Here is a 13,245-nt window from a genome sequence, read left to right as displayed (position 1 = left end):
GGCGATGCGGTCACCCGGGTTCCGTTCGTGCCGCAGGGGCGCCGGTCCGCGGACCGGCGCCCCGTGGGCTGTGGGGCGGGTGCGCCACCCGCCCCCCAGCCCACACGGGATCAGGAGACGTTGACCGCCGTCCAGGCCGCCTCGACACCCTTGACCTCCGCGCTGCCCGCGCCGTAGAGGTCGGTGGCCGCGGAGACGGTGGCCTTGCGAGCGTCCGCGTAGTCGGTGGTGGAGGTCATGTACTCGGTCAGCGCCTTGTACCAGACCTGCTCGGCCTTGTCCCGACCGATTCCGGTCACCTTCGAGCCGTCGGAGGTCGGGCTGTCGTAGTCGACACCGTTGACGGTCTTCTTCCCGCTGCCCTCGGAGAGCAGGTAGAAGAAGTGGTTGGCCACGCCCGAGGAGTAGTGGACGTCCTTGTTGCCGACCGAGGAGGACCAGTAGTCGGCGGAGGCGCCGTCCTTGCTGGGCTTGTCCATGTAGCGCAGCGGGGAGCCGTCGCCGTTGATGTCGATCTTCTCGCCGATGAGGTAGTCACCCGGGTCGGAGGAGTTGTCGGCGTAGAACTCCACCGAGGTGCCGAAGATGTCGCTGGTCGCCTCGTTCAGGCCGCCGGACTCGCCGCTGTAGTTCAGGCCGGCGGTCGCGGCGGTGACGCCGTGCGACATCTCGTGCGCCGCCACGTCCAGCGCGGTCAGCGGGTGGCTGTTGCCCTCACCGTCGCCGTAGGTCATGCAGAAGCAGCTGTCGTCCCAGAAGGCGTTGACGTAGTTGTCGCCGTAGTGGACGCGGGAGTAGGCGGCCTTGCCGTCGCCGGCGATGCCGTTGCGCCCGAAGACCTTCTTGTAGAAGTCCCAGGTCTCCGCGGCCCCGTAGTGCGCGTCGACGGCCGCGGTCTGCGGGTCGGTGCCCTTGCCGGTGCCCCACTTGTCGTCGTCGTCGGTGAACAGCTTGCCCTTGCCGGTGGTCCCGTTGTCCAGGTTGTACGTCGAGTGTCCGCCGCGGGCGGTGTCGGTGAGGGCGTAGCCGCTGCCCGACTTGGTGGTGCCCAGCTCGACGCTGCCGCTGAACTCGCTCTCGCCGGTACCGGTGCGCACGTCGTCGTAGGAGTAGAGCTTCTTGCCGCTGTCGGCGTCGGTGATGACGTGCAGCTTGCTGGGCGTGCCGTCCTTGGCGACGCTGGTGACGACCGTCTCGTAGGCCAGCTTCGGGGTGCCGGAGGCGGCCCAGACCACCTTGCGCGGCGTGGCGGCCTTGGCCGCGTCACCCTTGGCACCCAGCGTTCTGGCGGCGTTCGCGCGGGCGGCGTCGCGGACGGTGCCCGCCGAGAGCTTCGCCGTGGTGGAGGCCAGCTTGAGTGCCGCGTGGGCGGCCTTGGTGGTCTTCTTGACCGTGCCGTCGGGGGCCCGGTGGACGATGAGGTCGCCGCCGAGGACGGGGAGCCCGTCGTAGGTGCGCTCGTAGCGGGTGTGGGTGGTGCCGTCGGCGTCCTTGACGACGTCCTTGACGGTGAGCTTCTCCGCGGAGCCCAGGCCGAGCGTCTTCATGGTCTGCGCCCGGGTGCTGTCCGCGTCCCGGAGCAGCTCCGCCCGGTGGGAGGCGGTCAGTTGGACGGGGAGGGCACCGGCGCGGGCGGCGCCGGGGGCCGCGCCCGCGGAGCCGGTCAAGAGACCGGCGGTGGTCAGGGCCGCGACGGCGACGGCGGCACCGGCCACCCTGGTGCGCCGGGATATGCGGGAGGTGTGGGGGGTCACGTGTGCTCCTTCGACTTTGCCGTGTACGTGGGGGGTGCAAAGCGCGTGCGTGTGACGTGCGGTCGAACGTTCGAAGAATGTCAGGTGGGCGCGTCCATGTCAGTCGCCGCCGGTGATGTTGGCCGAAAAATGTCCCTCCAGAAGTTCACGGCTCAACAGATCGTGCGGCGGCGGGAGAAGGAAACCGTCGTCACACATGACCGGGCGCCGGCTCCAGGGGGGAGCCGGCGCCCGGTGCCGCCGTTCACCGTGCCGGGGGGCCGTGGGGGGAGCCGCCCGCGGTCACGGTCACCGGCAGGCGTGTCAGAACGTCAGCTTCCAGCTGTTGATGTAGCCGGAGTCGCCGGTGTAGAGGTCCCGGACCCGCAGCTTCCAGACGCCCGCCGCGGTCTCGTCCGAGGCGTCCACGGTGTACGTGGTGTTCACGTTGGCCGCCGAGTCGTTGATGTTGGCGTTCTTCAGGCGAGCCGTGTCACCGCTGGGGGCGATGATGTCGATCACCAGGTCGCCGCGGTAGGGGTGGACGATGTTGACGCCCACCTTCAGGGACGCCGAGCCCGCGCCGCTGCGGTTGACGGTGATGGAGGAGGTGACGGCCGAGCCCGCGTCGGGGATGTTCACGTCCGTGGTGTTCTCGAAGACGCTGCCCCCGCCGCCGGCCGTGTTGACCGTCCAGTTGAAGGTGGTGGAGCCGGTCTTGCCCGTCGAGTCGGTGACGGTGACGGTCACGCTCTTCGTCCCCGTGGCCGTCGGCGTTCCGGAGATCAGCCCGGAGGAGGCGTTGATCGACAGCCCGGTGGGCAGTCCCGTGGCGGCGTAGCTCAGGGAACCGCCGTTGGTGCTGCTGGCCCGGATCTGGAGGCTCGCCGCGGTGTTCACGGTGCTGGACTGGTCACCGGGGTTGGTGACGGTGACGCCGGTGGAGACCCGGGAGCCCACGTTGACCGCGGCCCAGGTGTTGGCGACGGTGTTGTACGTGGCGCTGCCCTGGCCGAACAGGTCCGCCGCCGCCGACAGCGTGGCGGTGCGCGCCGCCGCGTAGTTGGTGGTGGACGTCATGTACTGGCTGAGCGCCTTGAACCAGACCTGCTCGGCGTTGGCGCGGCCGATGCCCGGCACCGACTGGCCGTCGTAGGTGGGGCTGTCGTAGTGGACACCGTTGATGTCCTTGGCCCCGCTGCCCTCGGAGAGCAGGTAGAAGAAGTGGTTGGCCACGCCCGAGGAGTAGTGGACGTCCTTGTTGCCGACCGAGGAGGACCAGTAGTCGGCGGAGGCGCCGTCCTTGCTGGGCTTGTCCATGTAGCGCAGCGGGGTGCCGTCGCCGTTGATGTCGATCTTCTCGCCGATGAGGTAGTCACCCGGGTCCGCCGCGGTGTTCGAGTAGAACTCCACCGCGGTGCCGAAGATGTCGGAGGTGCCCTCGTTCAGGCCGCCGGACTCGCCGCTGTAGTTCAGGCCCGCCGTGTTCGAGGTGACGCCGTGCGACATCTCGTGGCCCGCCACGTCGATCGCGGTCAGCGGGGCGCTGTTGCCGCTGCCGTCGCCGTAGGTCATGCAGAAGCAGCTGTCGTCCCAGAAGGCGTTGACGTAGTTGTTGCCGTAGTGGACGCGGGAGTAGGCCCCCTTGCCGTCACCGGCGATGCCGTTGCGGCCGTGGACCTCCTTGTAGTAGTCCCAGGTCTCCGCGGCCCCGTAGTGTGCGTCGACCGCCGCCGTCTGGGTGTTGGTCGGCGTGCCGTCGCCCCAGACGTCGTCCGCGTCGGTGAAGAGGGTGCCGGTGCCGGACGTGCCGTGGTTCAGGTTGTACGTCTTGTGGCTGCCGCGCGCGGTGTCGGTCAGCGAGTACGAGCCCGCCGAGCCCGAGGTGCCCAGCGTCACGTCGCCGCTGAACTCGCTGTGGCCCACGCCGGTCTCGATGCCCTGGTAGCGGAAGAGCTCCGCCCCGGTCGTGGCGTCGGTGATCACGTGCAGCTGGTTGGGGGTGCCGTCGTCCTGGAGGCCGCCGACGACCGTCTCGTAGGCGAGGACAGGGGTGCCCTTGGCCGCCCAGATCACCTTGCGGGGGGCCTGGGACGCCTCGGTCTTCGTCGAACCCAGCGCCCGCGCGGACTTGACCGCGGAGCTCTCCACCGTCTTGGGGGCGATCCTCGCCTTGGTGGAGGCGACCGTGATCCGCTTCGAGGTGGCCCTGGTGACGTTCTCGACCGTGCCGCCCTTGCGCTGGTGGACGACGAGGTCGCCGCCGAGGACGGGCAGGCCCGCGAAGGTCCGCTCGTAGCGGGTGTGGACGGTGCCGTCGGCGTCCTTCTCGACGTCCTTGACGACCAGCTTCTCCTTGGCGCCCAGGCCCAGCCGCTCGGCCGTCGCAGCCGTGGTGGCTCCGGCCGAACGCATCAACTCCGCGCGCTGGGACGGGGAGAGCTTGGCCGGCAGTGCTCCGGCCGCCGCCTTCGCCACGACCTTCCCCGTCGCCTGGGGGGTCGCCGCCGTGCTGAGCGTGGTCTGTGCGCCGACGGCCAGCAGGGCCGACACGGCGACGAGGGCACCGGAGGCGAGGGAACGCCGGCGTCCATGGGGGGTACGTCTCACACTGACTCCTTCTGCGGTGCCCGGGGCGGCGGGTCGCGCCCCTCGGGCGGGGGAACCGGACGGCCGTGTGGCTGTCCGGGGCAGAGCGAGGGAGAGCATGTGGAGCGTGTGGGGGGGGCGGCCACCGCACGAGGTGGGGGGTGCGCCGGCTGTCCGGAAGCGTGCCACCCAAGCGGTGGACATGTCAGGAGTGCCTCGGCAAGTTGGCCAGAATCCGTCCGCAAGGCGAAGGTTCGACACCGCATAGCGGACCCGTCCGGCGAGAGACGCGGCGACCGGGCCCCAGGTTCCGCGCCCGGCCGCGACGGCCGTGCCGGGCAGGGACGATCAGCGCCCCGGCGGGCCGGCGGGCAGCAGGTGCGCCCCGGCCGGGGCGGGGCCCGGGCACATCGGGCGCACCACCGCACCGCGTGCGGGGCGGGCGGCCGGATCCGGCCGCTCGAAACACGCCGGACACACAGGGCACTCGTACGTCGTCCCGTCCGGTTGCCGTCCGCGTCCGGTGGCGGTTCGGCCCGGCCGGCGGTGGGCGGCGGCGACGTGGCCGGCAGCGGTCTCGGCCCGGCCGCCGGTGGGCCGCCGCAGGTGGCGGCGCCGCCGGGTCGTCACCGCGCGGGTAGGAGGAGAGCCGCGGAGCCGCGTCCGGCACGGGCGGATGTCCGCAACCCCGGCGCCGCCCCAGCTCGCGCGTACGCGGACCGGGGTGGCGGGGTGACGCCGCAGCACGGCGGTGGCGCCCCGGGAGGCAGGGCGCCACCGCCGGGCGGCGGGGTGTCGTCGGAGCGGGCCGGCGGCACGGACCGCCGGCAGGGATCCCCGTCCGCGCCGTCCCGGGGGCGGGGGCCGAGCAGCCCGCCGACCCGGCTCAGTCCCGCGCCGGCGTCCACCCCTGCAGGGCGACGCGGCCGGCGTCGCCGGGCCGCCGGTCGTCGAAGAGCGTGTGGCGCCCGTCCTCGACCCGCAGCCGGTCCACGTAGACCCCGCGGCCCACGTACAGCGGGTCGGTGGTGTACCGCCAGCGCAGTCGCACCGGCCCCGCCGCCCACGCCGTGAGGTCGGCCGAGACCTCCTGCCACTGCCTGCCGTTGAAGCCCGTCACCGAGCCGCCCGGGTGGTTCTCGGGGGCCGCCCGGCGGGAGCCCGTCGGCGTCGTGGTGAAGGGGACGGCGTGCCAGGAGGCGCCGGCGTCCGTGGAGGCCTCCAGGAAGACGGCGTCGGAGTCGGGCTCGGTGTCCCACCACAGGCCGCAGCGCAGGCGCGGGGCGCCGGAGGCGGGTGTGACCTCCGGGAGGGTCAGGGTGGCGGTCGCCGCGCTCGCCATCCCGGCGAACCACGCCGCGGAGCCCCCCTCCGGGCGCACCGGGACCGCCCGGGCCATGTCCGTACCGGTGGCGACCCGGGGCGCGCTGCCCGAACGCCAGTTGCGGCAGGGGTGGACGGCGTTGGAGAGGAGGACGAGGAAGGAGTCCGTCGTGGGGTCCAGCACGACCGAGGTGCCGGTGAAGCCGGTGTGGCCCGCGGTGTGCGGCGTGGCCATGGCGCCCATGTACCAGTGCTGGTAGAGCTCGAAGCCGAGGCCGTGCGCGTCCCCGGGGAAGGCGGTGTTGAAGTCGGTGAACATCAGCTCCACCGACTCCGGCCGCAGGATGCGGGCCCTGCCGTAGGAGCCGCCGTTGAGCAGCGTCCGGCACAGCACGGCGAGGTCGCGGGCGCTGGAGAACACCCCGGCGTGGCCTGCGACACCGCCGAGCGCCCAGGAGTTCTCGTCGTGCACCTCGCCCCACACCAGGCCCCGGTCGACCTGGCCCCAGGGTTTGCGCTGGTCCTCGGTGGCGGCGATCCGGGGCTTCCAGTCGGCCGGCGGGTTGTAGCGGGTGGCGGTCATGCCGAGGGGTGCGGTGACCTGCTCGCGCACCAGTGTGTCCAGCCCCTTGCCGGTGACCCGCTCCAGGACGAGCTGGAGCGTGATCATGTTGAGGTCCGAGTAGAGGTAGACCTTGCCGGGCGGGTTCTGCGGCGTGTCGTCCCACAGGAGCGCCAGCTGCTCCTCACGGGTGGAGCGCTCGAAGAAGTTGAGGTCGGGCCGCAGGCCGGAGGTGTGCGTCAGGAGCTGGCGCACGGTGATGGCCTCCTTGCCGTGGGCCGCGAACTGAGGCAGGTAGGCGGCAGCCGGCCGCTCCAGTCCCAGCGCTCCCCGCTCGATCTGACCGACCGCCACCAGCGAGGTGAAGAGCTTGGAGAGCGAGGCCAGGTCGAAGACGGTGTCCGGCGCCATCGCGATCTGCTGGTCCGCGGGGAACTCCACGCCGACGTCCTTCGCCTCGTCGTAGTGCGAGTAGCGCACCGCCGAGCCGATGGCCTCCTCCAGCGCGATCGTGCCGCCCCGCCCCGCCAGCATCACCGCACCCGGGTAGTACGGGTGCTTGGGGGAGGGGCCGAGATACTTCCGCGCGTCGGTGACGAGCTGGTCCAGCGGGCCCTGGAGCAGCCCGGCCTGCCGCGCCGAACCGCGCCGCAGGGTGGTGTTCCGGGCGCCGCGGGGGAACAGGGCGCTGTCCGGCGCGTCACCGCCGCCGGCCGGTGCGGCGGTCGCCGAACCGCCCACGGCGGCGAACAGGGCACCGGCCGCGGCGAGCGTGAGGGCGGAGGCGCCCAGTCGCCGGCGGGTCATGCCGCCGGCGGGCGGTTGCTGGGGGCGTGCGACGGGGTCTGTGTCCTCGCCGGTCGTCTGCGCTGCCGCGGCTGCTGCCGTGCCGTCCACCCGGACCTCCCGAAGTCTGTTGTGAAAATATCCTTCGCCCACCTGAGCGACGGGTGAAAGATTCTTCCAGCCAGGTGGCGGTGTCAACCACATCCGGGTCAAACGTGGTTGCGGTACCACGGCCCGTGCGGCACGAGGGGAACCCGGACGACCGACGGCGTGTCGCCACCAGCCGACCTGTGGTGTGCCGTGCCGCCGTGCCCGGACCGTCGGTGCGGCACCGTGCGCCGGCCTGCGGCGTGTCGCCGTGCGCCGGCCTGCGGCGTGTCGCCGTGCGCCGGCCTGACGCTGCGGGTGGGGGAGGCGCCGGGGCGGGACGGTCAGATGCCCGCGGCCAGGGACCTCAACTGCTCCAGCGATCCCCGGACGTACTCCGCCAGGTCGCCGTCGTCCGGCCCCTCCAGCCAGCGTTCGAAGGCCACCTTGAAGACGGCGATGCCCGTCTCGGCGGCCAGGCTCGCGGCGGGCTCGCCCACGCCGCGCGCCCGCAGACCGTCGGTGAGCGCCGCGGACAGCGTCGCGAGCTTGATCAGCTCGCGCTCACGCAGCTCCGCGTTGGCGAGGATGACGTGCTGCCGCCGCCGGGCCTGGTCCCGGCGCTCGCGGAGCGGGGCGGAGACGGCCGCCAGCGCCGCCGCCACCGCCTCGAACGGCGTCGCGGACCCGGGGGCCCCGGCGAGGGCGGTCGTCAGCAGCTCCCGCAACCGGCTCCCGCCCGCGAACAGGACCTCCCGCTTGTCGGCGAAGTGCCGGAAGAAGGTGCGCTCGGTCAGCCCGGCCCGCTTGGCGATCTCCGCCACCGTCGTCTGCTCGAAGCCGTGCTCGCTGTAGAGCTCCAGCGCCGCCTGTTCGAGACGCCCGCGCGCGTTCGGCTCCCATCGACCCATGCCCGCATCCTACGGAAGGACACCGACTGACATCGAGGGTCCGTCCGCCCCGGGGCCCACGCCCCACGACGCGGAGCCGCGGCGGTGGTCCGCCCTGCGCCGAGGGCGGTGCCTCCGGCGAGGCCGGGCCGTCGCGCGGTCAGAGCAGCAGCGCCCGGGCGAGGGCCGTGGCGAGGTAGGCCGTGCCCAGTCCGGCGACGACGCTGACGACCGCGTTGGCGGCGGCGAAGAAGCGGGCCCTGGTCGCGGCCAGGCGCAGGGTCTCGAAGGAGAACGTGGAGTAGGTGCTCAGGGTGGCGCACAGGCCGGGCCCGACGAGGTGCTGCAGAGCCTGCGGGACGGTGGCGGCGGTCGCGGCACCGGTGAGGAAGCCGAAGCCGGCGCAGGCCGCGAGGTTGGCGCTGAACGTGCCCCACGGGAAGACGGTGTCGTGGCGGGCCTGGACGGCCCGGTCGGTGAGATAGCGCAGCGGAGCGCCGAGCAGTGCGCCGACGACGACCATCAGCCAGTTCACGCCTGCCCCCGCTCGGCCGGGGTCCGGGGCAGGGCGATCCGGCGGGTGAGGGCGGCGGTGGCCCAGACCGCGGCCACCGCTGCGAGCAGGGTGGCCGCCACGTACAGCAGCCCGGTGCCCGGATGCCCGCCGTCCAGGAGGCGCTGGGTGTCGAGGGTGGAGGTGGAGAAGGTGGTGTAGCCGCCGAGGACCCCGGTGCCGATGAACGGCCGCACCAGCGGGTGAGCGGTGAAGCGTTCGGTGACCAGCACCATCAGGACGCCCATGGCGGCGCAGCCGGTGACGTTGATCCAGAACGTCGTCCAGGGGAACGCGTCGGGCGGGGTGGGCCAGAGCAGGGTCGCGCCGTAGCGGGCGCAGGCGCCGATCGCGCCACCGACGGCGATCACGCCGAGGAGCTCGGCCCGCTCCCGGGCCGGCGTGCGGCCGGGCCTGGGCGGCAGTGGGGCGGGGGCGGTGTCCGGGTCCGCGGGCTCCGCCGCCCAGCCGGTCGGCCGGGGCAGGTCGCGTTCGTCGGTCACGAGAGTTCTCCTACCTGATCAGGGGTGCGCGACGGGCAGGGCGCGCAAGGGCCAGGTAGGGACCGTTGGCGGCGCTTCGCCGCGGTGGGGGACGGCGGGCCCCACCGCCGTGCGGCCACACCCGCAGGGGCGACCGCACAGCCAGGATAGGCCACCGGTCGCTCAGCCCGTGACGCTCTCCCGCCAGGCCCGGTACAGCCCGGCGAACTCACCTCCCGAGGTGCGCAGCTGCGCCGGGCTGCCGTCCTCGACGACGCGTCCGCCGGCCATCACCAGCACCCGGTCGGCGATCTCCACCGTCGAGAGCCGGTGCGCGATCACCACGGCGGTGCGTCCCGCCAGGACGGTCTCCATGGCCTGCTGCACCGCCCGCTCGCCCGGGATGTCCAGGGAACTCGTCGCCTCGTCCAGGATGAGCACCCCGGGGTCGGCCAGCAGGGCGCGGGCGAAGGAGACCAGTTGGCGCTGGCCGGCCGAGATGCGTCCGCCGCGCTTGCGGACGTCGGTGTCGTAGCCCTCGGGCAGGGCGGTGACGAAGTCGTGGGCGCCGATGGCCTTCGCCGCCTGCTCGATCTCCTCCCGGGTGGCGTCGGGGCGGCCGAGGGCGATGTTCTCCGCCACCGTCCCGGAGAAGAGGAAGGCCTCCTGCGTCACCATCACCACGCCGCGCCGCAGCTCCGCCGTGGTGAGGTCCCGCAGGTCGACGCCGTCCAGCAGCACCCGGCCCTCGGTCGGGTCGTAGAACCTGGCCAGCAGCTTGGCGAGGGTGGACTTGCCCGCCCCGGTGGACCCCACGACGGCGACGGTCTGCCCGGCCCGCAGGGTGAGGTCGAACCGGGGCAGCACCTCCGTGCCCGAGCGGTAGGCGAAACGCACGCCCTCGAAGACCGCCTCCCGGCCGGGGCGCTCGCTCGGCCTCGGGGGCAGGGCCGCCGGGTGCGCCGGTTCGGGGACCGCCGGCTGCTGGGCGAGCAGTCCCGCGATCTTCTCCAGCGAGGCCGCCGCGGACTGGTAGGAGTTGAGGAACATCCCCAGCCGGTCGATGGGGTCGTACAGCCGCCGTACGTAGAGGGCGGCGGCGGCCAGGACCCCGAGCGGGAGGTCACCGGCCGCCACCCGGTAGGCGCCCCAGAGCACCAGCGCGGCGACGGACACCCCGGCGATCGCCCGGGAGGTGACCACGTAGCGGGCCATCTCCAGGATCGCGTCCCCGTTGGCGCGTTCGTGCCGGGCGTTGAGCACCGCGAAGTCCGCGTCGTTGGCGGCCTCCCGGCGGAACGCCTGCACGGGACGGATGCCGCCGAGGGTCTCGGCCAGCTTGACGATGACGGCGGCCGTGGCGGTGGACTTCCTCGCATAGGCGCGGACCGACCTGGTCCGGAAGGACCGCACCCGCAGGTACAGCGGCAGGGCGGACACCAGTGCCGCCAGCCCGATCTGCCAGTCCAGGAAGAGCATCGTCACCAGGATGTAGACGGTGGAGACGACGAGTGCCAGCAGTTCGGAGAGCCCCTCGTCCAGCAGTTCGCGCAGCGACTCCACGTCGGTGGTCGACCGGGAGATCAGCCGGCCGGAGGTGTAGCGCTCGTGGAAGTCGAGGCTGAGGGCCTGGGCGTGCCCGAAGATGCGCTCCCGCAGCTCCAGCAGGACGTCCTGGCTGATCCGGGCGGACAGGCGGATGAAGGCCAACTGCAGGAGCCCGGAGGCCAGGGCGCACCCCAGGTAGGCGCCGCCGACGGCCACCAGCGGCCCGGCGTCGCCCGAGCGCAGCGCCGGCACGGCCCGGTCCAGCGCCAGCGCCACCAGCAGCGGCCCCGCCAGTACCGCCACCTGCTGGACCAGCAGCAACACCGCGGCGGCCGTCACCGGGAGGCGGTGCGGGCGCAGCAGTGACCCCAGGAGCCGGCGGGAGGCGCCCGGGGGAGCGGGCAGCCGGTCCTGGGTGAACAGGTCGGCGGCGGTCTCGGCGGGCCGGGTGGTGGTGTCGGCTCCGGCCGGGGCGGGCGCTGCGGGGGCGGCCGGGGGCGGGGGCGGCGGGCCGGTCGCGACGGAGGTGTCCGCCCCGGCCGCCCGGCCCCCGGGTCTGCCGCTCCCGTCCGCGTCCGGGCGTTCCTCCGGTGGACCCGTCACTGTCGTCGTCATCGCGGGGTGCTCCCCTCTGCGGGCCCGCCGGCGACGGTCTCGGTCGCCGGCGGACGGTGCTCCTGTGGCTCCTCCAGGCCCGACATCAGCCGGGCGTACTCGGCGTTGTCCCGCAGCAGTCGCCGGTGCGTGCCGACCGCCACCACCCGGCCCCCGGACAGCAGCGCCACCCGGTCCGCGAGCTGGACCGTGGAGGGCCGGTGGGCGACCACGAGGGCGGTGGTCGCCGCCAGCACCTCCCGCAGCGCCGCCTCGACCTGGGCCTCGGTGTGGACGTCGAGGGCGGAGAGCGGGTCGTCGAGGATCAGGAAGCGGGGCCGCCCCACCACGGCCCGGGCCAGGGCCAGTCGCTGGCGCTGGCCACCGGAGAGGCTCAGCCCCTGCTCGCCGACCTGGGTGGCCGTCCCGTCGGCGAGGGTGGTGACGAACGCGTGGGCCTGGACGACGCGCAGGGCGCGGGCGAGGGCGTCGGCCTCGTCCGCCGGCGCGGCGGCCTCCCCGCCCGGTGCGGCGCGGCCCATGAGGACGTTCTCGGCGACCGAGGCGGAGAACAGCGTCGGGTCCTCGAAGGCCATGGCCACCCGGGAGCGGACCTCGTCACGGGTGAGGTCGCGTACGTCGGTCCCGTCGAGCAGGATGCGTCCGGCCGACACGTCGTACAGCCGGGGGACCAGCGCGGTGAGCGTGGTCTTGCCGCTGCCGGTGGCCCCCACCAGGGCCATCGTCTCGCCCGGGCGGACGTGCAGGTCGACGCCGCACAGCGTGGCGGGGGCGCCGGGCGGGGCGTCGGGGTAGCGGAAGTGGACGTCTTCGAAGACCAGGCCGCCACCCGGTTCCCCGGCCGCGGGGGGCGGGGGCGCCGGCGCGGGCCGTGGGGGAGCGCCGGCCCGGCCCCGCGCCCCGCGGCCGGCGGTGGCCGGCGTGTCCCGGGCGGTGCCGGCGGCTTCCGCCTCGGGTTCGTCCATCACCTCGAAGTAGCGGTCGGCGGCCGTCGCCGACTCGTTGCACAGGGCGAGCAGGAAACCCAGCGACTCCACCGGCCAGCGCAGCGTCAAGGCCGTCGACAGGAAACCCAGCAGGGTGCCCGCGGAGAGGTCGCCGTGCGCCACCTGGAGCGTGCCGAGGACCAGCGCACCGCCCAGCGCCAGCTCCGGCAGCGTCATGATCACCGCCCAGATCGACCCCAGCAGCCGGGCCTTGAGCAGCTCGGTGCCGCGGAGCCGCAGTGCGAGGTCGCGGAAGGCGCGGGCCTGGGAGCGGTGTCGGCCGAACCCCTTGACGACGCGGATGCCGAGCACCGACTCCTCGACGATCGTCGTCAGGTCCCCGACCTGGTCCTGTGCCCGCCGCGCCGCACGGGAGTACCGCACCTCGAACAGGGAGCACAGGATCACCAGCGGCACCGCGGGGGCGAGTACCAGCAACCCCAGGGTCCAGCGCTGGCTGAGCAGCACGAGGTAGCCGACCACCACGGTGGCGCTGTTGACGACGAGGAAGGTCAGCCCGAAAGCCAGGAACTGCCGCAGCAGTTGGAGGTCGGTGGTGCCACGGGAGAGGAGCTGGCCGGAGGGCCAGCGGTCGTGGAAGGCGACCGGAAGCCGCTGGACGTGTCGGTACAGCGCCCCGCGCATCGAGGCCTCGACGCTCGCCAGCGGCCGGGCGATCAGCCAGCGGCGGAGCCCGAACAGCCCGGCCTCGCAGACCCCCAGCACCAGCAGGAGGAGGCCGCCCAGCCACACCTGGCCGGGGTCGTGGGAGGCCACCGGCCCGTCCACGATCCACTTCAGCACCAGCGGTATCACCAGGCCCAGGCAGGAGCCGGCCACGGCGGCGAGGGCAGCCGAGAAGAACCGGACGCGCACCGGCCGCAGGAAGGGCCAGAGGCGGAGCAGGGAGCGGACGGCGGATCTGTGGACGGGCGCGGCCTGCGGCGACGCCCCGGGCGAGGGGTCGGTGGCTGTAGTGGACATCAACTCGGAGCGTAGGCCCAGCCACTGACAGTGCCTATGGGTTTTTCGTCCTGGTCCCGTCGGCCGATCCGACCTCCGCCGCAGTACCGCGACCCGCTCACTCCTTC

8 protein-coding genes are annotated in these 13,245 nt (G+C 73.5%); all 8 read right to left on the bottom strand.

The genetic code is table 11. The annotated features are described in order from the left end of the window. Positions 1 to 110: 110 nt before the first annotated feature. The gene (locus tag ACFV3R_RS06115; RefSeq protein WP_385576232.1) at positions 111 to 1,754 is read right to left on the bottom strand and encodes a M4 family metallopeptidase; all 1,644 of its coding nucleotides are present in this window, start codon (positions 1,752 to 1,754) and stop codon (positions 111 to 113) included. A gap of 303 nt (positions 1,755 to 2,057) precedes the next feature. Beyond that, positions 2,058 to 4,343, bottom strand: a complete 2,286-nt coding sequence (locus ACFV3R_RS06110) for a M4 family metallopeptidase (RefSeq protein ID WP_385576229.1) — start codon at positions 4,341 to 4,343, stop codon at positions 2,058 to 2,060. A gap of 865 nt (positions 4,344 to 5,208) precedes the next feature. Beyond that, positions 5,209 to 7,014 (bottom strand): serine hydrolase, encoded by a 1,806-nt coding sequence (locus ACFV3R_RS06105; RefSeq protein ID WP_385576476.1) that lies wholly within the window; start codon positions 7,012 to 7,014, stop codon positions 5,209 to 5,211. 410 nt (positions 7,015 to 7,424) lie between these two features. After that, positions 7,425 to 7,991: a TetR/AcrR family transcriptional regulator gene (locus ACFV3R_RS06100; protein WP_385576226.1), complete on the bottom strand. Its 567-nt coding sequence runs from the start codon at positions 7,989 to 7,991 to the stop codon at positions 7,425 to 7,427. Between the two features lie 139 nt (positions 7,992 to 8,130). Further along, positions 8,131 to 8,505, bottom strand: a complete 375-nt coding sequence (locus ACFV3R_RS06095) for a fluoride efflux transporter FluC (protein ID WP_385576223.1) — start codon at positions 8,503 to 8,505, stop codon at positions 8,131 to 8,133. Next, complete coding sequence (locus ACFV3R_RS06090) at positions 8,502 to 9,026, bottom strand: fluoride efflux transporter FluC (protein ID WP_385576220.1); 525 nt, start codon at positions 9,024 to 9,026, stop codon at positions 8,502 to 8,504. The genes ACFV3R_RS06095 and ACFV3R_RS06090 overlap by 4 nt, the downstream gene beginning before the upstream one ends. A gap of 162 nt (positions 9,027 to 9,188) precedes the next feature. Then, the gene (locus tag ACFV3R_RS06085; RefSeq protein WP_385576217.1) at positions 9,189 to 11,168 is read right to left on the bottom strand and encodes an ABC transporter ATP-binding protein; all 1,980 of its coding nucleotides are present in this window, start codon (positions 11,166 to 11,168) and stop codon (positions 9,189 to 9,191) included. Beyond that, a complete protein-coding gene (locus ACFV3R_RS06080) occupies positions 11,165 to 13,138 on the bottom strand; it encodes an ABC transporter ATP-binding protein (RefSeq protein WP_385576214.1) in 1,974 nt (657 codons plus the stop codon). Before ACFV3R_RS06080 ends, ACFV3R_RS06085 begins: the two co-directional genes overlap by 4 nt. Between the last annotated feature and the right edge of the window lie 107 nt (positions 13,139 to 13,245).

The organism is Streptomyces sp. NPDC059740, assembly GCF_042733155.1.
Classification (GTDB): domain Bacteria; phylum Actinomycetota; class Actinomycetes; order Streptomycetales; family Streptomycetaceae; genus Streptomyces.
The sequence above is the reverse complement of the archived record's forward strand: the minus strand, read 5'-3'. Positions and strand labels throughout refer to the sequence as shown.

Coding starts and splice junctions, on each gene's coding strand:
- ACFV3R_RS06085 (WP_385576217.1), bottom strand. CDS start 11,168: ATGACGACGACAGTGACGGGTCCACCGGAGGAACGCCCGGACGCGGAC.
- ACFV3R_RS06080 (WP_385576214.1), bottom strand. CDS start 13,138: ATGTCCACTACAGCCACCGACCCCTCGCCCGGGGCGTCGCCGCAGGCC.
- ACFV3R_RS06100 (WP_385576226.1), bottom strand. CDS start 7,991: ATGGGTCGATGGGAGCCGAACGCGCGCGGGCGTCTCGAACAGGCGGCG.
- ACFV3R_RS06105 (WP_385576476.1), bottom strand. CDS start 7,014: ATGACCCGCCGGCGACTGGGCGCCTCCGCCCTCACGCTCGCCGCGGCC.